This window comes from Amycolatopsis ultiminotia, from assembly GCF_039536925.1.
Taxonomy (GTDB): domain Bacteria; phylum Actinomycetota; class Actinomycetes; order Mycobacteriales; family Pseudonocardiaceae; genus Amycolatopsis; species Amycolatopsis ultiminotia.
In genome coordinates, this window is record NZ_BAAAZN010000018.1 from 1 (window position 1) to 22,041 (window position 22,041).

15 protein-coding genes are annotated in these 22,041 nt (G+C 69.7%); 9 read left to right on the forward strand and 6 right to left on the reverse strand.

Features of this window, described 5'->3' with window-relative positions:
* The first annotated feature begins 700 nt into the window (after positions 1 to 700).
* Positions 701 to 1,633: a nucleoside hydrolase gene (locus tag ABD793_RS32295; protein WP_344866943.1), complete on the forward strand. Its 933-nt coding sequence runs from the start codon at positions 701 to 703 to the stop codon at positions 1,631 to 1,633.
* Here ABD793_RS32295 and ABD793_RS32300 read toward each other — a convergent pair.
* Positions 1,626 to 2,714 (reverse strand): LacI family DNA-binding transcriptional regulator, encoded by a 1,089-nt coding sequence (locus tag ABD793_RS32300; RefSeq protein WP_344866944.1) that lies wholly within the window; start codon positions 2,712 to 2,714, stop codon positions 1,626 to 1,628. The genes ABD793_RS32295 and ABD793_RS32300 overlap by 8 nt on opposite strands.
* A 63-nt stretch (positions 2,715 to 2,777) precedes the next feature.
* Between ABD793_RS32300 and ABD793_RS32305 the strand changes: the two genes are divergently transcribed.
* Positions 2,778 to 4,166: an MFS transporter gene (locus ABD793_RS32305; protein WP_344866946.1), complete on the forward strand. Its 1,389-nt coding sequence runs from the start codon at positions 2,778 to 2,780 to the stop codon at positions 4,164 to 4,166.
* On the forward strand, positions 4,163 to 5,146 hold the full coding sequence (locus tag ABD793_RS32310) for a ribokinase (protein ID WP_344866948.1): 984 nt from the start codon (positions 4,163 to 4,165) through the stop codon (positions 5,144 to 5,146). The genes ABD793_RS32305 and ABD793_RS32310 overlap by 4 nt, the downstream gene beginning before the upstream one ends.
* On the opposite strand, the gene ABD793_RS32315 is transcribed toward ABD793_RS32310, so the two are convergent.
* Positions 5,143 to 5,670 carry a GNAT family N-acetyltransferase gene (locus ABD793_RS32315; protein WP_344866950.1) on the reverse strand — a complete coding sequence of 176 codons (528 nt, stop codon included), beginning with the start codon at positions 5,668 to 5,670 and terminating at the stop codon, positions 5,143 to 5,145. The genes ABD793_RS32310 and ABD793_RS32315 overlap by 4 nt on opposite strands.
* An 86-nt stretch (positions 5,671 to 5,756) precedes the next feature.
* On the opposite strand from ABD793_RS32315, the gene ABD793_RS32320 reads away from it, so the two are divergent.
* Positions 5,757 to 6,206, forward strand: coding sequence for a nitroreductase/quinone reductase family protein (locus tag ABD793_RS32320; RefSeq protein ID WP_344866952.1), 450 nt, complete (start codon positions 5,757 to 5,759; stop codon positions 6,204 to 6,206).
* A 152-nt stretch (positions 6,207 to 6,358) separates the two neighbouring features.
* Here ABD793_RS32320 and ABD793_RS32325 read toward each other — a convergent pair whose 3' ends face one another.
* Entirely contained in the window at positions 6,359 to 10,144 is a 3,786-nt protein-coding gene (locus ABD793_RS32325) for a multifunctional oxoglutarate decarboxylase/oxoglutarate dehydrogenase thiamine pyrophosphate-binding subunit/dihydrolipoyllysine-residue succinyltransferase subunit (protein WP_344866954.1), read from the reverse strand.
* A gap of 307 nt (positions 10,145 to 10,451) precedes the next feature.
* On the opposite strand from ABD793_RS32325, the gene ABD793_RS32330 reads away from it, so the two are divergent.
* Complete coding sequence (locus ABD793_RS32330; protein WP_344866956.1) at positions 10,452 to 10,805, forward strand: hypothetical protein; 354 nt, start codon at positions 10,452 to 10,454, stop codon at positions 10,803 to 10,805.
* Here ABD793_RS32330 and ABD793_RS32335 read toward each other — a convergent pair.
* Both ABD793_RS32335 and ald read right to left on the reverse strand, forming a co-directional pair.
* Positions 10,778 to 14,407, reverse strand: coding sequence for an ABC transporter ATP-binding protein (locus ABD793_RS32335; RefSeq protein ID WP_344866958.1), 3,630 nt, complete (start codon positions 14,405 to 14,407; stop codon positions 10,778 to 10,780). The two genes, ABD793_RS32330 and ABD793_RS32335, sit on opposite strands and share 28 nt — an antisense overlap.
* A 759-nt stretch (positions 14,408 to 15,166) precedes the next feature.
* Entirely contained in the window at positions 15,167 to 16,282 is a 1,116-nt protein-coding gene (gene ald / locus ABD793_RS32340; RefSeq protein WP_344867217.1) for an alanine dehydrogenase, read from the reverse strand.
* Between the two features lie 186 nt (positions 16,283 to 16,468).
* Here ald and ABD793_RS32345 point away from each other — a divergent pair, with 186 nt between their 5' ends.
* Positions 16,469 to 17,410 (forward strand): zinc-binding dehydrogenase, encoded by a 942-nt coding sequence (locus ABD793_RS32345; protein ID WP_344866960.1) that lies wholly within the window; start codon positions 16,469 to 16,471, stop codon positions 17,408 to 17,410.
* Positions 17,407 to 17,859, forward strand: coding sequence for a pyridoxamine 5'-phosphate oxidase family protein (locus ABD793_RS32350; RefSeq protein ID WP_344866962.1), 453 nt, complete (start codon positions 17,407 to 17,409; stop codon positions 17,857 to 17,859). The genes ABD793_RS32345 and ABD793_RS32350 overlap by 4 nt, the downstream gene beginning before the upstream one ends.
* Here ABD793_RS32350 and ABD793_RS32355 read toward each other — a convergent pair.
* A complete protein-coding gene (locus ABD793_RS32355) occupies positions 17,828 to 19,408 on the reverse strand; it encodes a PucR family transcriptional regulator (RefSeq protein WP_344866964.1) in 1,581 nt (526 codons plus the stop codon). The genes ABD793_RS32350 and ABD793_RS32355 overlap by 32 nt on opposite strands.
* Before the next feature lie 191 nt (positions 19,409 to 19,599).
* Here ABD793_RS32355 and ABD793_RS32360 point away from each other — a divergent pair, with 191 nt between their 5' ends.
* The gene (locus ABD793_RS32360) at positions 19,600 to 20,907 is read left to right on the forward strand and encodes a bifunctional o-acetylhomoserine/o-acetylserine sulfhydrylase (protein WP_344866966.1); all 1,308 of its coding nucleotides are present in this window, start codon (positions 19,600 to 19,602) and stop codon (positions 20,905 to 20,907) included.
* Positions 20,904 to 22,037, forward strand: a complete 1,134-nt coding sequence (gene metX, locus ABD793_RS32365; protein ID WP_344866968.1) for a homoserine O-acetyltransferase MetX — start codon at positions 20,904 to 20,906, stop codon at positions 22,035 to 22,037. The genes ABD793_RS32360 and metX overlap by 4 nt, the downstream gene beginning before the upstream one ends.
* The last annotated feature ends 4 nt before the right edge of the window (positions 22,038 to 22,041 follow it).

Sequence of the window (22,041 nt, forward strand, 5' to 3'; positions counted from 1 at the left end):
GCGTTGCAGCACGGTGTCCCCGGTTCCGTCGCCGGCCATCCGCCGGTGCCAGGTCCAGATCGTCTGCCACGGACCGAATACCGCCGGCACGTCCCGTCAGGCGATCCCGCATCGATACCGGTAGATGGTCCCTTCGACCATCGATCGGGCATCGGAGAACGGTCGGCCTTGTTTACCGGTGCGGACCGGCGGCAGGTCTTCGATCAAGGTCCACCGATCGTCTGACAGCAACTGAAACCGCGACACACCCGGCAGCATCTCAACCGCCAGCAGAAACCTTTGCCAGACACGCCTTAGGTGTACTGACCACGGTGGTGGGCGCCGAGCCCAAGATCGGGCTACGGCTGTCTGCACAATGCCGTGGATGACCGTTTCCGGCTGGCCTGCCGGGGATTCCTGCTCGAGAGGAGCAGGGAAACCGCGCATGTCGACCCGACGTGGTTGCCCACCTGCCAGCACCATCTCGGCCACACTGCACTCGGTGGCAAACCCAACCTCAGCGGGGAGAACAACCAGGTACCCCCTGACCAGGCGACCTCGGTAGCCGGCCGGATCGGGCACCGGTCGGTCGCCACTACGCGAGTCAGCGTGCTTGCCGTCCCGGCCGGAGTGTCCGGCACAGCTCTTGACAGGTCCACCCGGTGAGTGTAATCGTTTCCACACCAGGATGGAAACGTTTACACACTCGCAAAGGAGCGCCATGGCTACTCCGGTCATCATCGACTGCGATCCCGGGCACGACGACGTCTTCGCCCTCTGGCTCGCTGCCGGGACGCCGGCGATCGACCTGCTCGGCGTCACGACGGTCGGCGGGAACGGCCGCCTGGAGCACACGACGAACAACGCGCGGGTCGCGCTCACCGTGGCCGGCGTGACGGGCGTGCCCATCGCCGCCGGGGCCGACCGGCCGCTGCGCCGCGAGCTCACTCCGGCGACCTGGATCCACGGTGCCAACGCGCTCGGCGGTCCGGAGCTGCCGACGCCCACGGTTCCGCTGGACGAGCGCAGTGCGATCGAACTGATCTCGGACATCCTCGAGAACGCGGCGGAGCCGGTCACCCTGATCCCGACGGGGCCGCTCACCAACATCGCGATGCTGCTGCAGCAGCGAGCCGATCTTCGCGGGAAGATCAAGGAAATCATCTGGATGGGCGGCTCGACGGGTCGTGGGAACGTGGGTGCCTATCCCGAGTTCAACGCCTGGGTGGACCCGGAGGCGGCCGATCTCGTGTTCGGGTCCGGACTTCCCGTCACGATGGTCGGGCTGAACATCTCGCACCAGGCACTGATCACGAAGGAAGTGCTCGAGTCGATCGGGGCGATCGGGAACGAAACGAGTGCGTTCGGGGTCGAACTGCTCCGCTTCTTCTGCAGCACCTACGAAGCGGTCGAAGGGATGCCGGAGGGGCCGTTACACGACCCGATCACGGTGGCGATCGCGATCGACCGGGCCGTTGCCACCGTTCAGCGCAGCCACGTCGATGTCGAGACCAAGGGCGAGTTCACTGCCGGGGCCACCGCGGTCGACCTGCACGACATGCTCGGCAAGGAACCGAATGCGGACATCGCGATCACGTTGGATGTGCCCAAATTCTGGCAGTTGATCCGCGAGGCCGTCGCAGCTCTCAAGTAGTGCTGCGGGGAACCGTTCTCGTGGGCAGGCGTGCCGTCGAACCGCCCTCGCGCAGCGTCGTGCGAAGCCGCACGTGCGATCCGGTCTCGCCGGCATCGTCGATCTGCTGCATCAGCTGGGCGACTGCGACTTCGGCGATCTTCGCCATCGGCTGCTGCACCGTGGTGAGGGTCGGATTGCAGATGTCGGCGAGGATCGTGCCGTCGAAACCGGTGATCAGCACATCTCCGGGAACCGACATCTCCCGCCGGACGAACCCGGAAAGGAGGCCGGTGGCGATGAGATCGTCGCCCGCGATCACCGCGTCCGGCAGTTCGGCGCGGCGCATCAACTGGTTCGCCGCCGAAAGGCCGAACTCGAACAGGTACCGGTCGATGATCGGCCGCTGCGCCACGAGGCCGAGTTCTTCCACGCCCGTCGTGAACGCCTTTTTGCGCTCCCGGCCGACCGAGGTCCGGTTGTCCGCGCCGACGAATACGACGGTTTTGGCACCTTGTTCGAAAACGTGCCGCAGTACCTGCCCGATCCCATCCGCGTTGTCCACGCCGACGAAGGTCAGCGTCGAATCGTCCTTGACCCGGCGGTCGACCTGCACCAGTGGCAGCTGCCGGGCGATCTTCGTAATGGTGGGCCGCGAGCGGTCGAAGTACGCCGGGACCACGAATATGCCCCGGACTCTCCGGCTGGCCAGCGCTTCGAGGCGTTCCACCTCGCGGTCGAGTTCACCGTGCGAGTCCGCGATGAGCAATTTCAGGTTACGTCGGGAAAGCTGGTCCTCGAACTCGTGGACAAGGGATGCGTAGAACGGATTGCTGACCATGGGAACGACGATTCCGACAACGCCGTCCGAACCTTCACGCAGGGCCTTGCCCAGGGTGTTCACCCGGTAGCCGAGACGATCCGCGGTCTCCCGGACGAGCCGCATCGATGCTTCCGACACCCGGCCCTTTCCGCCGAGCGCCCGCGATGCGGTTGCAATCGAGACGCCCGCGGCGTCGGCAACATCCCGAAGTGAAACCGCCATTACCCCACCGTCAATTCCGAGACCACGTCGGATAAGTCTAGCACATTGCAGAACCAACCAGAGAGGCTGGAAACGATGTCCGTGAGCCAAACTCGGTCCAGATCTTCGGTCACGACACTGATGGTGGCACTGCTTTCCGCATGTCTGGCTTTCCAGTTGAACGCAAGTATGCTCAGCCCCGCCCTCGTGTCAATTCAGCATCAATTGAACGTCAGTGCCGGTGCCGTGGCGAATACGCAAACCGCGTTCTTCACCGCCGCTGCCATGTTCGCGCTTTTCCTCCCCCGGCTGGCGGACATCGCCGGACGGCGTCGGGTGCTCTGCGGCGCGCTGGTGCTGATGGCCGTGGGGTGTGTGCTCGCCGCGCTCTCGACCGACGTAGAGATGCTCTTCGCCGGCCGGATCATCCAGGGTGCATCCGGGCCGGTGATCCCGATCGCGCTGGTGATGGTGCGCGTCGAGGTACCTGAGCCGAAGAAGTACGGGACGCTCATGGGAGTGGTGACCGCGGTCAACGGCGGGATCGCCGGATTCGACGCACTGCTCGGTGGCTATCTCGTCACCCAGCACGGGTTTCACTCGATCTTCTGGACCATGGCCGCGGTCGCCGTCGTCGCGGCGGTCCTGGTCGGTTTGCTGACCCCGGAGTCCTTCGGTGCCGACCGGCGGCGCCTGGACGTCGGCGGAACGGTTCTGCTCGTCGTCGCCGTCGGTGCGGCTCTGATCGCCGTCAACGAGATGGGCAAGCTCGGCAACGCGAACTGGTTCATCGCCACCGGAACTGCCGTGCTCGCAGCCGTGGCCTTCGCGGTGTTCTGGATCGTCGGGGGACGCCACCGGGCTCCCTTGGTCCCGATCGCCCAGCTTCGAGAACGCTCCACCTGGGCGCTGGTCAGCACGACCGCACTGACTCTTGGCGGCGTTTTCGCCATGATGAACGGCATTCTGCCCGCCCTCGCGCAGGACGGCGCGCTCGGTTTCCGCCTCGACGCCGAAGCGGTCTCGGCGCTCGTCCTGACGCCCTACGCGGTCGCCGGATTGCTGATGGGACCGATCGCCGGACGGCTCGCTGCCGGCTTCGGTTACAAGAGCATGCTGCGGCTGGGCCTCGCCGGCGCTGCCGCGGGAATGCTTGCGCTGGCCTTCGGCGTGCACGGCAACTCCACGGCGTTCCTGTTCGTCGCCGCCGTCTGGGTCGGGGTCACCTACGCCGGCATGGCGAACATCATGCTCAACGGGCTCGGGATCGTGCTCAGCCCGCACGACCGGCCGGGCTCCCTCCCCGGGCTGAACACCGGGGCGTTCAACGTCGGCGCCGGTCTCAGCTTCCTGGTCATCTACGCGGTTCAAGCCACCGCGGCGCCCTCTCCCTCGGCACCCGCCGCCGGGTATGTCGCCGCCGCGATCGGCAGCGCGGTGTTCCTTGCCTGCGCTTTTGCTATGTCGTTCACGATCCCCCGCCCCGTTTCCGCAGAGGCGACGGTTCCCCAGAATGCGAGTACCCGTTGAGCACCGGTCGAATTGCCGGCATCGGTTCGGTGAACCTCGATCATTACCTGCGCGTTCCGGCGATTCCGCAGCCGGGAGAAACCGTCCTGGCCGGGTCCGTGCACACCAGCGTGGGCGGAAAGTCCTTCAACCAGGCTGCTGCCGCACGTCTGCTCGGCGGCGACGTGGAGTTCGTCGCGATGGTCGGCGCCGACGGCCCGGCGCGTGCGGTCAAGGACGACCTCCGGGACCTCGGGATCGCCTCGGACCGGGTGCTCGTGTGTCAGGACGAACCGACCGGTTCGGCCTTCATCAGCGTCGACGACGCCGGTGAGAACGCCATCGTCGTCGTGCAAGGTGCCAATGCGAGGCTGACCGCGACCGACGAGGTCGACGCTGCGGTTGCGGAGGCGGAGGTCGTTCTCCTCGCTCTGGAGATCTCCGCCGAAACGGTCGCCGCCTGCGCTCGCCGGGCCGCGGCGAACGGCGCGAAAGTGGTGCTCAATCTTTCGCCCTACCGACCGGTGACCGAGGACCTCCTTCGTGACTGTTTCGTGGTCATCGTCAATCATCACGAGCTGACTCGGTTGCTGTCCGGCACCGCAACCCCGGATCTCACGGGTTCCTGGGCGGAGACCGCGGCCACCCTCCGGCGAAGGGGCATCCGCCGCGCCATCGTGACACTGGGATCCCGTGGATCCGTTCTCTTCGAATCCGGCGAGTACACCCGTATTTCCGCGGTGCCGGTAAGGGCCGTCGACACCACCGGCAGTGGCGATGCGTTCGCCGGCGCGATCGGCTACGGCCTTTCGATCGGTCTTGATCTCGCCGAGGCAGCCGGACTTGCCTCCGAAGTGGGCGCGTTCGCGGCGACCGGGCCCGGGGCCCGCCGTTCGTACCCGACCATGCAGCAGCTGACAGCCTGGCGCACGTCGGTTGGTTTCGGGCGACCGAACTGCCGGCCGGGCCGGCATACCGACCGGACGGCCGGGTGCCGCTAGAGCCGGTCGAACGCCGGGGAGTAGCGGAATTCGCCGCGGTTGCGCTGGGTGTAGGCGGCCAGCGGGAGAGCCTGGAAGTGCGGTGCCCAGTCCGGTACCGGTGGTGTGATGCCCAGCGTGCCGGCCAGCACGAAGCCGAAACGGGAGTAGTACGCCGGGTTGCCGAGCAGGACCACCAGTGACTTGCCGAGTGCGTTGGCAGCGCCGACCGTCGCGTGTACCAGTGCCGAGCCGACGCCGGAGCGTTGCCGGTCGGGTAGCACGCCCAGCGGGCCGAAGCCGATCGCGGACTCCGGGTCGTCGCCGAGCCGGGCGGGGCTGGCGCAGGAGTGTCCGACGATCTGCCCGGCCCGGACCGCGACCAGCGACAGCGCCGGAATCAGGTCCCCGTCGCCGCGCAGCTCGTCGACGAGCCGGGCTTCCGGGAGCTCACCGGACACGTCCGGATTGTGCGGACGGAAGGCGGCGGTGTGCAGCGCGTGGATCGCGGGTGCGTCGGCATCGTCGGCTTGGCGGATCAGCATGAACGCCAGTCTCGCGCAGTCCCCGCGACGAGGAAAACGAGATTCCCGCGAAGCGCCCGCGAGGGTTGCGGGCTAGGAACCTCGCCATGCGCACCGAGGCAGCCGGCTACCGGCGCAGGATCAACCTGCTGAACCAGGTGCTCGCCGGGTTGCAACGGGTCGGCATCGTGTTCGGCGAGATGCGGATGCTGACCGTCACCGGACGGCACAGCGGCAAGCCGCGGACGTTCCCGATCGAGCTCGTCCACCTCGGCGGGACGCAGTACCTGATCCAGGTCTTCCCGAAGGCCGACTGGGTGGCCAACGCGCGGGCCGCGGGCGGCGGCACGCTGGCGCGCGGGCGCCGGTCGAGCGAGGTCCGGCTCGTCGAGCTGCCAATCGAACAACGACGGCCGATCCTGCGCGAGATGATCCTGACGTGTCCGCCCGACGTGGCCGACCGCTACGTGACCGTCGGGATGACGGCCGCACCGACCGCAGACGCTGTCGTGGCGGCCGCGGAGCGCATCGCGGTGTTCCGGGTCGAACCAGGCTGAGCCCTACTGTGCATCGGCGCCGTCTCGAAGTGGCGCCGTCGGGCAGCGACACCACCCGGAACTGAAGCCATCCGACACTTGGCAATGCCCGGAAACGGCGGAGGCCGCCGCGGGCGAACCCGTGGCGGCCTCTGCCTTCGGTTACCCGGTGCTCAGTCGAACGCCTTCGCGATCAGCGCCTTCTGCTCCACCTCGTGCACCTTGGACGAACCGGCCGACGGGGCGGCCATCGGGCGGCGCGCCACGACCTCGAGACCGGCGAAGACCTCCGGGAACTTGCGCGGCAGGTTGAGCCCGAAGAACGGCCAGGCACCCTGGTTTTCCGGCTCTTCCTGGACCCAGGCGACCTGCTGCGCGTTCGGGTAGCGATCGAGCGCGGCCAGCAGCTTCTTCTTGGGCAGCGGGTAGTACTGCTCGATCCGCACGATCGCGACGTCGTTCGCCTCGCGCCTGGTCTGCTCGGCCAGCAGTTCCCAGTACAGCTTGCCCGAGGTCAGCAGCACCTTGCGAACCTTGGCCGGGTCGACGGCGGGGTCGTCGATGACCGACAGGAACCGGCTCTGCCCGGTGAAGTCCGCGACGTCCGAGGTGGCCGCCTTGTTCCGCAGCATCGACTTCGGCGTGAAGACGATCAGCGGACGCTGGATGCCGTCCAGGGCGTGCCGGCGCAGCAGGTGGAAGTAGTTCGCCGGGGTGGACGGCACCGCCACGGTCATCGAGGCTTCCGCGCACAGCGAGAGGAAGCGCTCGATACGGCCGGAGGTGTGGTCCGGGCCCTGACCTTCGTGGCCGTGCGGCAGCAGCAGCACCACGTCCGAGCGCTGGCCCCATTTGGCCTCACCGGAGGAGATGTACTCGTCGATGACGCTTTGCGCGCCGTTGACGAAGTCGCCGAACTGCGCCTCCCACATGACCAGCGATTCCGAGTTGGCCACGGAGTAGCCGTACTCGAAGCCGACCGCGGCGTACTCCGACAGTGCGGAGTCGTAGATCATCACGCGGCCCTGGTCTTCGGCCAGGTGCTGCAGCGGTGAGTACTCCTGTCCGGTGCGGCGGTCGATGTAGACCGAGTGGCGCTGGGTGAAGGTGCCGCGCCGGGAGTCCTGGCCGGACAGCCGCACGAGGCGGCCTTCCAGCGCCAGCGATCCGAACGCGAGCAGCTCGCCGAACGCCCAGTCGATGCCGCCTTCCCGGGACATCTTGTGCCGGCGTTCCATCACCGGCTTGACCCGCGGGTGCGGGGTGAAGCCCTCGGGCAGGTCCACGAAGGCGTTGCCGATGTGCTCGACGACGTCCTGCGAGACCGCGGTGGTGACCTTGGCCGGGATCTGCTGCTCTTCCTCCACCGAGGGGCTCGCCTTCGCCGGGTGCTTCTCCAGTTCGCGCACCTCGTTGAAGACGTGTTCGAGCTGGCTGGAGAAGTCGCGCAGCGCGGCCTCGGCCTCTTCCACGGAGATGTCGCCGCGGCCGATCAGCGATTCGGTGTAGCCCTTCCGGACCGAGCGCTTGGTGTCGATGATGTCGTACATTGCCGGCTGCGTCATCGACGGGTCGTCGCCCTCGTTGTGCCCGCGGCGGCGGTAGCAGATCAGGTCGATCACCACGTCCTTGTGGAACGCCTGGCGGTACTCCACGGCCAGCTTGGCCACCCAGTGCGCGGCCTCCGGGTCGTCGCCGTTGACGTGGAAGATCGGCGAGCCGATCATCTTCGCCACGTCGGTGGCGTACTGGCTGGAGCGCGAGTGCTCCGGCGCGGTGGTGAAGCCGACCTGGTTGTTCACGATCACGTGCACGGTGCCGCCGGTGCGGTACCCGCGCAGCAGCGCGAGGTTCAGCGTCTCGGCGACCACGCCCTGTCCGGCGAAGGCCGCGTCGCCGTGCATCAGCACCGGCAGCACGGTGTAGCCCTCGCCGCCCTTGTCGAGGATGTCCTGCTTCGCGCGGACGATGCCCTCGAGCACCGGGTCGACGGTCTCCAGATGCGACGGGTTCGCGGTGAGCGACACCTTGGTCTCACCGTCGCCGAACATCCGGAAGTACTTGCCCTCGGCGCCGAGGTGGTACTTCACGTCGCCGGAGCCGTGTGCCTGGCCGGGGTCGAGATTGCCCTCGAACTCCTGGAAGATCTGGCTGATCGGCTTGCCGACGATGTTGGCCAGCACGTTGAGCCGGCCACGGTGCGGCATGCCGATGACGACCTCGTCCAGCTCGTGCTCGGCCGCCTTGTCCAGCAGCGTGTCCAGCAGCGGGATCGCGGTCTCACCGCCTTCGAGGGAGAACCGCTTCTGGCCGACGTACTTGGTCTGCAGGAAGGTCTCGAACGCCTCGGCCGCGTTGAGCTTGGAGAGCACGTACTTCTGCACCGCGGGGTCCGGCTTCTCGTGCGGGATCTCGACCCGCTCCTGGATCCAGCGCCGTTCCTCGGGGTCGAGGATGTGCGTGTATTCGATGCCGACCGTGCGGCAGTAGGAGTTGCGCAGCACGCCGAGGATGTCGCGCAGCTTCATCCGCTCCTGGCCGGCGAAACCGCCGACCGGGAACTCGCGGTCGAGGTCCCACAGGGTGAGGCTGTGCGAGAGCACGTCGAGGTCGTGGTGGCTGCGCTGGCGGTAGTTCAGCGGATCGGTGTCGGCCATCAGGTGCCCGCGCATGCGGAACGCCTCGATCAGCTCGATCACGCGCGCGGTCTTGTCGACCGGGCCGTCCGGCAGGTCGGCGACCCAGCGGATCGGCTCGTACGGCAGCCGCAGGCTGGTGAAGACGTCGTCGTAGAAGCCGTCCTCGCCGAGCAGGAGTTCGTGGATCCGCTTGAGGTACTCGCCGGACTCCGCGCCCTGGATGATGCGGTGGTCATAGGTCGAGGTCAGCGTCATGATCTTGCTGACCGCGAGGTCGATCAGCGTCTTCTCGCTGGTGCCCTCGAACGCGGCCGGGTACTGCATCGCGCCGACACCGATGATCGCGCCCTGGCCTGCCTGCAGCCGCGGCACCGAGTGGTTGGTGCCGATGCCGCCGGGGTTGGTCAGCGAGATGGTGGTGCCGGAGAAGTCGTCCGCGGTGAGCTTGTTGGTGCGGGCCTTCTTGATGATGTCCTCGTAGGCCTGCCAGAACTGCATGAAGGTCAGGTCCTCGACGGCCTTGACCGAGGCCACCACGAGGGTGCGGCCGCCGTCCTTGCCCTTCATGTCGATGGCGAGGCCGAAGTTCACGTGCTCCGGGGTGACCGCGAACGGCTTCCCGTCGACCAGCTGGTAGTGCCGGTTCATGTTCGGGAAGTCCTTCAGCGCCCGCACCATGGCGTAGCCGATGAGGTGGGTGAAGGAGATCTTGCCGCCACGGGTGCGCTTGAGGTGGTTGTTGATGACGATGCGGTTGTCCGCCATCAGCTTCGCCGGGACCGCGCGGACACTGGTCGCGGTGGGCACGGACAACGACGCGTCCATGTTCTTCGCGATCGCCGCTGCGGCGCCTCGCAGCTGCTTCGACTCCGGCTCTTCCTTCGCCGCCGGTGCGGTGTCCTTCTTGGCCGCGCTGCTCTTCGCGGTGTCCGCCTTGGCCGGTGCCGCGCTCGCGGTCTTGGCCGGCGCGGTGCCGGCCGGCTTCGCGGTCTCGGCCTTGGCGGCCGGCTTCGCCGGTGCCGGCGTGGCCTTCGGGGCGGCCGGTGCCGGCGTGGTCTGCTTCGCGGTCGACTGCGCGTTGCGGACCGCCTGCGCCGACGGCTCGGTGACGTGACCGTTTTCGCTGCTCGTGGCGTCGGTGGGCGCGTTTTGCCGGGCGGAGTCGGCCTTCGCCTGCGCCGCCTGCGTCGGCTTGTAGTCCGCGAAGAAGTCGTGCCATGCGGCATCGACTGAGGAGGGGTCCGCAAGGAACTGGTCGTACATTTCCTCGACCAGCCACTCGTTGGGGCCGAACTGTGACGCAGGGCTGCTGCTGGACACGGCTTGGGCTCGCCTCTATCCGTCTCGATCTTGTCTGTGCTAATGCGCCTACCAGGCTAACCCCCTCTGTGACTGCCGTGTGATGGAACTGCCTTGTGTGAGGCGTGGCGCACTAGGGGATCGATCACTGACTCGATCAAGTGTTCGCAGGCCGGGCGCGGCCGGGCCCGGACACGGCCTCTTCGGGCAACGTTGGTGCCGGGTTGGCCGGACGTGCGGCACCCGTTCACGCCGGCCGGGTGCACTGCCGGGAGGATGCGGCCCACACCGGCTGTGCGCCGCGAGCGGCCGACGGGTGGTGCGTGCGATGTGGCTGGTCGAATGTCCGTCGTTCTGGGACCAGGGCCTGATCCGGCCGTTGGTCACCGAGGACGGCGAACTCGTGCTGATGTGCGATTCCTGCACGGCGGTGTGGCGCACCCCGGCCGGTATCGAGGAGTTCGACCACGTCGAGCCCGCCGCCCCGGACTGGTCCATCGGCCCGGACACCCACGTCCGCCCCGGCACGACCCGCTGGGCAGACCCCGCCGACGTGACCGCCGCCGGCTGGGGTGAACTGCGCTGGCGCGAACTCCCGTACGCGGCTGACCCCGGCCCGCCGCCGCCGGCGTTGACCGGATCGGCTCGGGACGGTCAGCCCAGTGCCCACAGCCGGGCGTAGTGGCCGTTTGCCTCGAGGAGTTCTTCGTGGGTGCCCTGTTCGGCGATCCGGCCGTGGTCGAGCACCACGATCCGGTCGGCCTTCGCCGCGGTCGCCAGGCGGTGGGCGACCACGAAGGTGGTGCGGCGGCGGGCAAGGCGTTCGGTTGCGCGGAGCACCGCGGCCTCCGTCGCCGGGTCCAGTGCGGCGGTGGCCTCGTCGAGCAGCAGGACGTCCGGGTCGACCAGTTCCGCCCGCGCCAGCGCGACCAGTTGTCGTTGCCCCGCCGACAGGGACCGGCCGCGTTCGCCCACCGGCTGGTGGAATCCGGATCGCAGCGCGGCCACGCCCTCCAGCGCACCGACCGACCGGACGGCTTCCTCCACCTCGGCGTCGGTGGCCTCCGGACGGCCGTAGCGGACGTTGTCGGCCACCGTGCCCGCGAACAGGTGCGCCTCCTGCGGCACGACCCCCATCCGCGCTCGCAGCCCCGGCAGGTCGTACTCGCGGACGTCGACGCCGTCGATCAGCACCGCGCCGTCGGTGCTGTCGTAGTACCTCGCGACCAGTTTGACCGCGGTGGACTTGCCCGCGCCGGTCGCGCCGACCAGCGCGACCGTCTCGCCCGGCGACACGTCGAGCGTCAGATGTTCCAGCGCGGGCAGCCCGGCGCCGGCGTAGGAGAACCCGACGTCCTTGAACCGCACCTCCCCGGACAGGTGCGCGGGCAGTGCGACCGGCTGCTGCGCGGCAGGTACCGACGTGGGGGTGCGCAGCAGCTCCCCGATCCGGCTCAGCCCGACGCGTGCCTGCTGGTACCCGTCGAACACCGACGACAGCTGCTGGATCGGCGAGAAGAACTGTTGCAGGTAAAGCAGGAACCCGAGCAGCACACCGGCCTCGAGGGTGCCGCCCGCGACGCGATGTGCCCCGACCACCAGCACCGTCGTGGTCGCCAGGTCCGAAAGCAGTGACACCAGCGGGAAGTACGTCGCGATGTATCGCTGGGCACGCAACCGTGAGCGCCGGTACTCGTCGCTGCGCGTTGCGAACGCCGCGGCGGACCGCTCTTCGCGCGTGTACGCCTGGGCGACCCGAAGCCCGCTGACGTTCTCCTGCATGTCGGCGTTGACCACGCTCACCTTCTCGCGCGCCTCGCGGTAGGCGCGCGAAGCGACCCGGCGAAACACCAGCGTGGCGACGAGCAGGATGGGCAGCATGGCGAGCGCGTACCCGGCCAGCGCGACATCGGTGACCAGCAACGCGACCGCGATGCCCACCAGCGTCAGCGCGCTCACCACGGCGGTGGCGAGACCGGTCTGCAGGAACGTGGACAACGCGTCGACGTCCGTGGTCATCCGGGTCATGATCTTCCCGGAAAGCTCGCGCTCGTAGTAGTCCAGACCGAGCCGCTGCAGGTGGGCGTAGCTGCGTACGCGCAGCGAGTAGAGAACGGTCTCGCCGACCCGCGCGGTGAGCCGGGTCTGCCCGCGTACCACGAACCAGTCGGCCGCGACGACCAGCGCGCCGACCGCGGCCAGCGTCCACACCACGCTCGGCACCCCCGGCAGCACGCCGTGGTCGACCCCTCGCTGGTACAGCGCGGGCAGCGCGAGCGAGGCCAGCGCATCGGCTGCGACCAGCGCGATCACCGCGATCAGCGGCCCGCGCACCGGCCGCAGCAGCCGGGACAGCCGGAACCCCGGATCGGGTGCCGTCACGTCCACATCGGACAGCCGGGGCCGGTCCGTGGCGGGCGGCAGCTTGCGCACGCCCGCCAGCAGTTCCGGGGTTGGTGGCACGTCGGCACCCGCGCCGGCGAACCCCGAACCACCGCCGGGACTGCCACCCCGCGTCTGTGCTGCTTCGACGAGCGCGTCGACCTCGTCGCGCTCGCCCGAATCCGGCCACAGCGCGGGCGTACGGCCGTCCGCGCCGGGCACCAGGTCGCCGTGGCGGTGCGGCCGCTCGGCGTCGTCGCCGGGACCGGCGACCAGCTCACCGAACAGCGCGCAGCGCGCCTGCAGCTCCTCTTCGGTGCCGACGTCGACCACCCGGCCCTGGTCGAGCACGGCGATCCGGTCGGCCAGCTGGAGCGTGGAACGGCGGTGCGCGACGAGCAAGGTGGTGCGCCGCGCGGTGACCGCGCGCAGTGTTTCGTGGATCGCGGCCTCGGTGACGGTGTCGATCGCGGACGTGGCGTCGTCCAGGATCAGCACCCGGGGATCGGTGAGCAGCGCCCTGGCGAGGCCGAGCCGCTGCCGTTGCCCGCCGGACAGCGTGAGCCCGCGCTCGCCCACCTCGGTGGCGTAGCCGTCGGGGAGCGCGCGGATGAACCCGTCGGCCTCTGCGGCACGGGCCGCGGCGAAGACCTCCTCGTCACTGGCATCCGGCCGCCCGTAGGCGATGTTGTCACGGATCGAGGAGGAGAACAGGAACGCTTCTTCGAAAACCACGCCGATGGACTGCCGCAGCTGCTTGCGCGGAACGTCGCGCACATCGAGCCCGCCGACTCGCACCGAACCCTCGTGCACGTCGTAGAACCTGGGCAGCAGCATGGAGATCGTGGACTTGCCGGACCCCGCCGTGCCCACCAGCGCAAGCGTCTCGCCCGGATGCGCGGTGAGCGTGAGCCCGTCGAGCACCGGATCACTGCGGGTGTAGCCGAAGCGCACGTCCGCCAGCTCCACCCCGAGCGGGCCGGTGGGCAACGGCTGCGCGTCCGGACTGTCGACGACCTCGGGTTGCGCGTCGATCAGCTCGTACACCCGCTCCGCACCGGCCCGCGTCAGCTGCGCCTGCACGACCAGCCCGGAAAGCAGCCGTGCCGGCCCGATCAACGTCGCGAGGTAGGTGGCGAAGGCGAGGAACGTGCCGAGGCTGATCTGCCCGTTGAGCGCCAGCATGCCGCCGATCGCCAGCACCGCGACCTGCCCGGCCGCCGGCAACGCCGACGTGGTCGCCGTGGGCAGCGCGGACAGCTTCGCCGCACGCAGCCGCTCCGAGAACAGCCTCCGCGCCGTGCGTTCCAGCCGGGAGACCTCGCGCCCCTCCTGCCCGAAGCCCTTCACCACGCGCACCCCGGTGACGGTCTCCTCCACGTGCTGCGCGACATCGGCCGCCCGCTGCTGTGCCGACCAGGTGGCCGGGAACAGCCGTCGCCTGCTCAGCGTCACCACGATGCCGACCGCAGGCGCGACGATCAGCGCGATCAACGTCAGCAACGGCGACATCCACAGCATCGCGCCCAGTGCCAGCCCCGCGAAGATCACCGAACCCGCGGACAACGGCACCTGCATGAGCAGCCCGGTGACCAGCTGCAGATCCGAAATCGCGCGCGAGACCACCTGCCCGGTGCGCAATGCGTCCTGCTTGCCACCGTCGAGCCGGGAAACCGCCTTGAACACCCGGTTGCGCAGATCGTGCTGGACGTCCAGCGCGAGCCTGCCGCCGACGTACCGGCGCAGGAACGCCGAACCGAACGCCACCACCTGCAACGCCACCAGCGTGACCGCGATCCCGGTGAGCTGCGCGGTGTGCCCGGCCACCGCGTCGTCCACCGCCGAACGCACCAGCAGCGGACTCGCCGCCTGCACCGCGACGCTGAAGACCGCCGCCGTCATGGCCAGCAGGACGACGCCGCGGTGCTCCCAGCAGGCAGCCGACAGACGGCGCACCCAACCGGCCGGCCGGGGCGCCGTCCCGGTGACTGGACGGTCTTGACGCGCAGGCGTCGCTGTGGTGGTCACATAGCAAACCTAGGGAGAAGGACCGACAATTTATTCCCGGCCGAAGCCGCGACGGTCCCCTTCATCCCTTCCCGCCCAGGTCGGACCACCCTTGCCGAGTGCTCCGTACGAGCGACCTTCATCACGTCCGGCCGCTGTCGGCCCCGCGGACGGTGCCCACCCGCACCCGGCCTGACGACGGGTTTTGTTCGGTGCACAGGGGGAGTTCACTAGTTGCGCGTTCAGTCGGTGAACCGCTGCTGGCGTACCGAAGCCCACCCCGGGGAGGCGCCGCGGCGCTTTATTACCTAAGCTGGTACCCGGCGGCCCGCTCCCAGTGACCCCCAGGCTGGTTGAGCGGGTCGCCCCACTTTCGGCCCCTCTTGTTCGCGCTTTGCGCTTCCCGTTGTCAAGCGGGGCGGGTGTTGTCCCGGGGCCGAGCCCCCGGAGCCCCTGCGGTGCGGGTCTGAACCAGCATGGTGACGTTCGAGGCGGGACTTGGGCTGGCCGGTGACCGTTGGCGGTGCCTGCCCGGGGCGGTGACGGGCGCATCGTTCTCGCAACGCGGGTGCGCGCAGCAACGTCCCCGGACGGGAACCGGGCCGCTTCGGAACTGCGACGTGGTTCTCGTCCGGGGACGGTTGGTCGATGTGCTTACGCCAGTACAGTTTCGACCGGGGTTGAGGCGATGCCGTGGGCCTCGCCCACGGGGGCGTTCGTGAGGTTGCCTGCGTGCGTGTTCAGGCCGGACGCCAGGGCCGGGTCTGCGCGCAGTGCGGCCTGCCAGCCGTGGTCGGCCAGCTGCACGGCGTACGGCAGCGTCACGTTCGTAAGGCCGTAGGTCGACGTACGCGGCACCGCGCCGGGCATGTTGGCCACGCAGTAGAACACCGAGTCGTGTACGCGGTAGGTCGGTTCGTCGTGCGTCGTCGGACGGGAGTCCGCGAAGCAGCCGCCCTGGTCGATCGCGATGTCCACCAGCACGCTGCCTGGCTTCATGCGTGACACGAGGTCGTTCGATACCAGCTTCGGCGCCTTCGCGCCCGGTACCAGCACCGCACCTACGACCAGGTCGGCTTCCAGCACTGCTTCCTCGACTGACAGCCGGTTCGAGGTCACTGTGCGGATCCGGCCGCCGAAGTCGTTGTCGATCTGCCGCAGCCGGTCGACGTTGGTGTCCAGGATCTCGACGTCCGAACCCAGCCCCAGCGCCACCCGCGCGGCGTTCAGGCCCGCCACACCGCCGCCGATCACCACGACCCGTGCCGGGTGCACGCCGGGGATGCCGCCCGGCAGCACGCCCCGGCCGCCACTCGGCTTCATCAGCGAGAACGCGCCCACCTGCGGTGCCAGCCTGCCCGCCACCTCCGACATCGGCGCCAGCAGCGGCAGTGCGCCGTTCGGCTTCTGCACCGTCTCGTACGCGATCGCGGTGGTCCCGGCGGACCGCAGCGCGTCGGTCAGCGGCCGGTCCGCGGCGATGTGCAGGTAGGTGAACAGCACCTGGTCGCGCCGGAGATGCGGGTACTCCTCGGCGATCGGTTCCTTCACCTTCAGCACCAGTTCGCCCTCGGCCCAGGTTTCCGCCGCCGTGGACAGCACCTTCGCACCCGCGGCCACGTACTCCGCGTCGGTGATCGACGAACCCGCACCTGCCTCGGTTTCGACGAAGACGTCGTGTCCGCGGCCCACCAGTTCGTGTACTCCGGCCGGGGTCAGTGCGACCCGGTATTCGTGCCTCTTGATTTCACGGGGAACGGCGATGCGCACGGCGGCCTCCTGGCGGGTGTGGTTCGAGGTGCTGCCACTCACGGTGATGTACCCGGAAGGCGGTGTCATCGTGCTCCGGACACAGTTTTGCCGCGGTTTCGTAGTGTCCGCAGAACAGTGCCCTTGACCTCGACCGTACTCGAGGTAGTTGGCTGTGCGCCGGCGGAGACGAGGCGGAGGGCGTACATGCGCGCGGTGTGGCTGAAGGAGTTCGGCGGGCCAGGGGTGCTGGTGGCGGGGGAAGCGCCGGATCCGGTGCCCGGTCCGGGGCAGGTGCTGATCGAGGTGGCCTTCGCGAACGTCACGTTCGTCGAGACGCAGTTCCGGGCGACCGGGTCCGGTCCGTTTGCGGCGGATCTGCCGATGGTGCCCGGCAACGGCGTCGGCGGGGTGATCAGCCGGGCCGGGGCGGAGGTCGATCCGGCGCTGGTCGGCCACCGGGTGGTCACCGCCACCGGTGGCCGCGGCGGATACGCCCAGCGGGTGGTGGTCGATGCGGCACGGGTGTTCCCGGTGCCCGACGCACTGAGCCTCGACGCGGCGGTGGCGCTGCTCGCGGACGGCCGGACGGCCACCGGGCTCGTCCACGCGACCGCGGTGGCGCCGGGGGATCGGGTGCTGGTGGAGGCTGCCGCGGGTGGCGTCGGCAGCCTGCTGGTGCAACTGGCGAAGGCGGCGGGCGCCGAGGTGGTCGCCGCGGCCGGCGGGCCGGAGAAGCTCGCGCGGGCCAGGGACCTCGGTGCTGATCTGGCCGTTGATTACACCGACCCGGTCTGGCCGGAGGAGGCGGGCGAGGTCGACGTGGTGTTCGACGGGGTCGGCGGACGGGTGGGCACCGCCGCGTTCTCCCTGCTGCGCCCCGGCGGCCGGATGGCGATCTACGGGCTCTCGAGTGGTTCGTGGACGGATGTGTCCGAAGAGGACGCTCAGGCACGCGGCGTCCGGCTCGTCCGCTCGATCGGCGACCCCGCGGCGTTGCGCGGCTTCACCGAAGCCGCACTCGAAGCGGCCGCCGCCGGGCAGCTCATCCCGGTGATCGGCCAGCGTTTCCCGTTGGAACGCGCGGCGGACGCGCACGCGGCCATGGAATCCCGTGGCACGATCGGCAAGACGCTGCTGATCGCGTGAGCGACTTCGACGTCGACGAGTTTCTCGCCCGTCCGCTCACCGCGCGCGTGGCGACGGACGGCCCGACGGTGCGGCCAACGTGGTACCTCTGGGAAGACGGCGCATTCTGGGTCCTCAGTGGACCGTGGTCGCGGCTGCCCGAGCGGGTGCGTGCGTCGCCGCGGCTCGCGCTCACCGTGGACGTCTGCGATCCGGCCACCGGGCTGGTGCGCCAGGTTGTGGCGAGTGGTTCCGCGCAGCTGCGCCCGTTCGACGTGCCGCGCGGACGCCGGAAGCTCGTGCGTTACCTCGGACCCGACGAATCCCGTTGGGACCCGAGGTTTTTCCGGTATCTGCACGACGATCCGGCCGAACGGGGCACGGTCTGGATCCGGCTCGCGCCGACGGTGCTGCGGGCCGTCGACCTGAGCTATGCGGTCAGCTCCAGCGAAGCGCCACCAGCTGGGTGAGCAGGGCGAGCCGCACGTCCGGATCGTCGAGGTCGAGCGGAACCTGTTCGAGGAGCCGTTTCATCCGGTACCGCAAGGTGTTCGGGTGGATGCGGAGCTGTTCCGCGGCGGCGCGCGGGTCGCCGGGATGGCGCAGCCATTCGTAGAGCGTGTCGACGTAACCGGTTTTGCCCGCCTCGTCGTGTGCGCGCAGCACGCTCAGCGGACCGAGGTCCGCGACCCGCGCCGCGACCGCCCCGGTGGCCGCGCGGTGCAGCACCAGTGCGGTCCACGCCTCGTCGTACGCCACGACGCGGCCCTTCGCCAATCCGGCGCGCAGCAGGCCGATCGCTTCGTCGGCTTGGGCACGGGAAGCCGCCAGCTCGGCGATGACACTGGGCGCGCCGGCCGCTGCGCGGGGCACGCCACCGCGACGGGACGCCGGTTGTGCGCGCAGTGCGTCGCGCAGCTCGGGCCAGCCGCCGGGGCCGGCGCGGTCGGGCACCACGGCGTACAGCACCCCGCCCAGCTCCGTCGCGACCGGACGCCTGCCGACACCCTGCGAAATCCGTTCCAGCAGGGCCAGCCGCAATCCCTCGGCGTCCCGGCCGTCGCCACCGGTCACCTCGATGACCACGACCCGGTGCGGTTCGTCGGACAGGTCCAGCTCGGCGACCGCGCGGCGCGGCGCGGCCCGGCCTTCGAGCACGGCACGCAGCAGTTCGGCGGATGCGCGGCGCTGCGCGTCGGTGTGCGCCCGCCGCCGCAGCAGGTGCAGGGCGACTACCGGGGCGGAGTCGGCGAACGCCGCTGCGCGTTCCTCCGGTACCGGACCCGCCACCACCGCCCACATCGAACCCAGTAATTCGCCGCCCATCCGGATGGGCACGATCAGCCGCGGCAGCGTGCCGTCGCGCTGGGCAGGCACGAAGATCGTCTGCCGTCCGCGCGAAAGCTCCCGGAACACCCCACGGGACCGGAACCGGGCAAGCACGTCGTCCGGGATGCGGCGGCCCATGATGGTCGCCACGCGGGCCGGGTCGGTGAGGTCCTGGCGTGCGGAGTAGGCGAGCACCCGGGAATTGGTGTCCTCGATGGTGACCGGGGCGTCGACCACCGAGGCGACGGCGTCGGCGAGCCGGAACAGGTCGCCGGAGCCGGGATCGCCGCCTTCCTCGAGTGCGTCGGATTCGTCGGCCAGTGCGTCGAGCACCGTGCGCAGCAGCCATACGAGCTGGGCCCACGAGGTCGCCGCGTGTACCTGGATCAACGCGATCCCTGCCGTTTTCGCCGCGCGCCGCACCGGTTGCTTTGCAGCCAGCGGCGGCTTCAGCAGCACTGCCGCCGCGCCTTGCTCTGCGCTCATCCGGACGAGCTGGGCGGCGTCGGCCGGTTCCACCGTGGCCACGCCCAGCACCAGGTCCCCGGCCGCGATCCCGGACGTGGCCGGGGACCTGGTGCCGGCCTCGGCGATCACCACGTCGCCGACCGCGGGGCTGTCCGACGGCAACTGGAGCGCGTGCAGCAACGTGGGCCCGACCCGGTCCACCACACTGCGCACCGAGACCACCGCCGACCTCCGCTCTCCGGGTACTCCCGGAACGGTAGAAGACCGCGGCGGTTCCGCCACTCGCGGGCACCACCCGTCCGAGGGACGCTTTCTCCCACCTCGTGGGAGCATTTGGGTGGCAAATCAGACCCGGATAGCGTCGCCGACGGAGCCGATCCCGGCTGATCCCATTGACCCACAAGGAGAAACCGATGCCGGAAGAGACCTCGGCGTGGTCGTTCGAGACCAAGCAGATCCACTCGGGAGCGGCGCCCGACCCGGCCACCGGCGCCCGCGCGACCCCGATCTACCAGACCACCTCCTACGTCTTCCGGGATACCCAGCACGGGGCCGACCTGTTCAGCCTCGCCGAGCCGGGCAACATCTACACGCGCATCAACAACCCCACGCAGGACGTGCTGGAGCAGCGCGTCGCAGCGCTCGAGGGCGGGGTCGCGGCACTGGCGTTCGCGTCCGGTTCCGCGGCGACCACGGCGGCGATCCTGAACCTGGCCAACGCCGGTGACCACTTCGTCTCCAGCCCCTCGCTCTACGGCGGCACCTACAACCTGTTCCACTACACGCTGCCGAAGCTCGGCATCGAGGTCAGCTTCGTCGACGACCAGGACGACATCGAGCAGTGGCGTGCCGCGGTCCGGCCGAACACCAAGCTGTTCTTCGCCGAGACGCTGGCGAACCCGGGCAGCAACGTGCTCGACATCCGCGCGGTCGCGGACGCCGCGCACGAGTCGGGTGTCCCGCTGGTCGTGGACAACACCGTGCCCACGCCGTACCTCGTACGCCCGATCGAGCACGGCGCGGACATCGTCGTGCACTCGGCCACGAAGTACCTCGGCGGCCACGGCACCACCGTCGCCGGTCTGCTCGTCGACGGCGGCACCTTCGACTTCGGCAAGGACCCGGCCCGGTTCCCCGGCTTCAACGAGGCCGACCCGAGCTACCACGGTCTCAAGTACTGGGAGGCGCTCGGCCCCGGCGCGTACGCCGCGAAGGCACGGGTGCAGATCCTGCGCGACACCGGCGCGGCGATCGCTCCGCTCAACAGCTTCCTGATCCTGCAGGGCATCGAAACCCTGTCGCTGCGGCTGGAACGGCACGTTTCCAACGCCCAGGCACTGGCCGAGTGGCTGGAGCAGCGCGACGAGGTCGAGAAGGTCTACTACGCGGGCCTGCCCTCCAGCCCGTACCACGCGGCCGCGCAGAAGTACCTGCCGCGCGGCGCGGGCGCGGTGCTGTCGTTCGACCTGCGCGGCGGGGTGGACGCAGGCCGCAAGTTCGTCGACGGCACCGAACTGCACAGCCAGCTGGTGAACATCGGCGACGTGCGGAGCCTGATCGTGCACCCGGCGTCCACCACGCACAGCCAGCTCAGCCCCGAGGAGCAGGCGGCCAGCGGTGTCACGCCCGGCCTGGTGCGGCTCGCCGTCGGGCTGGAAGGGATCGAGGACCTCAAGGCCGACCTGGAGGCGGGCTTCCGGGCCGCCAAGGCGGAACTGTGACGGATCCCGGTACGGAACCCGTGCCCGCCACCGGTGCGTGGCGGGCCGGGGACCCCACCGGGCGGAGGCAGTGGTTCACCGGCCCCGGCGCACTGGCGCTGGAGGCCGGTGGTTCGCTGCCCGGATACACCCTCGCGTACGAGACCTGGGGCACGCTCGCCCCGGACGCGTCCAACGCCGTGCTGATCGAGCATGCACTCACCGGCGACAGCCACGCGGCCGGTCCGGCCGGTCCCGCCCACCCCAGCCCCGGCTGGTGGGACGGCCTGATCGGGCCGGGCAAGGCCTTCGACACCGATGCGCTGTTCGTCGTCGTGCCCAATGTGCTCGGTGGCTGCCAGGGTTCCACCGGTCCCGCTTCCCCCGATCCGGACGGCCGCCCGTGGGGCAGCCGGTTCCCGTCGGTGACGGTCCGCGACCAGGTCGCGGTCGAGGCGGCGCTGGCCGATGCGCTCGGCATCGAACGCTGGGCGGCGGTGGCAGGAGGGTCGATGGGGGGCATGCGTGCCCTCGAATGGGCGGTCTCGCTGCCCGAACGGGTTGCCTCGATGCTCGTGGTGGCCTCGACCGCGCGGGCTTCGGCGGAGCAGATCGCCTGGGCCGCACCGCAGCTGCACGCGATCCAGGCCGATCCGGGCTGGCACGGCGGCGACTACTACTCGGCGGCCCCCGGCGAGGGCCCGCATCGCGGACTTGGCGTGGCGCGCCGGATTGCGCACGTGACCTACCGCAGCGAGGACGAACTGGCCCGCCGGTTCGGTGGTCTTCCGCAGGACGGCGAAGACCCGCTGCGTGGCGGCCGGTTCGCCGTCGAGTCCTATCTGGACCACCACGCGGACAAGCTCGCCCGCCGATTCGACGCGGGTTCCTACGTGGTGCTCACCGAATCGATGAACACCCACGACGTGGGCCGCGACCGTGGCGGGGTGCCCGCCGCACTGGGCCGGATCACCGCGCGTGCGGTGGTCGCCGGTGTGTCCAGCGACCGGCTGTACCCGCCGTATCAGGCGGAGGAGATCGCCGCGGGCACCGGGACCGGGGCTGCGCTGGTGAACTCCCCCTACGGGCACGACTCCTTCCTTCTCGAAACCGGGCAGCTCGCCTCGCTCGTGAAGGGCCTGCTGAACTGAGCCC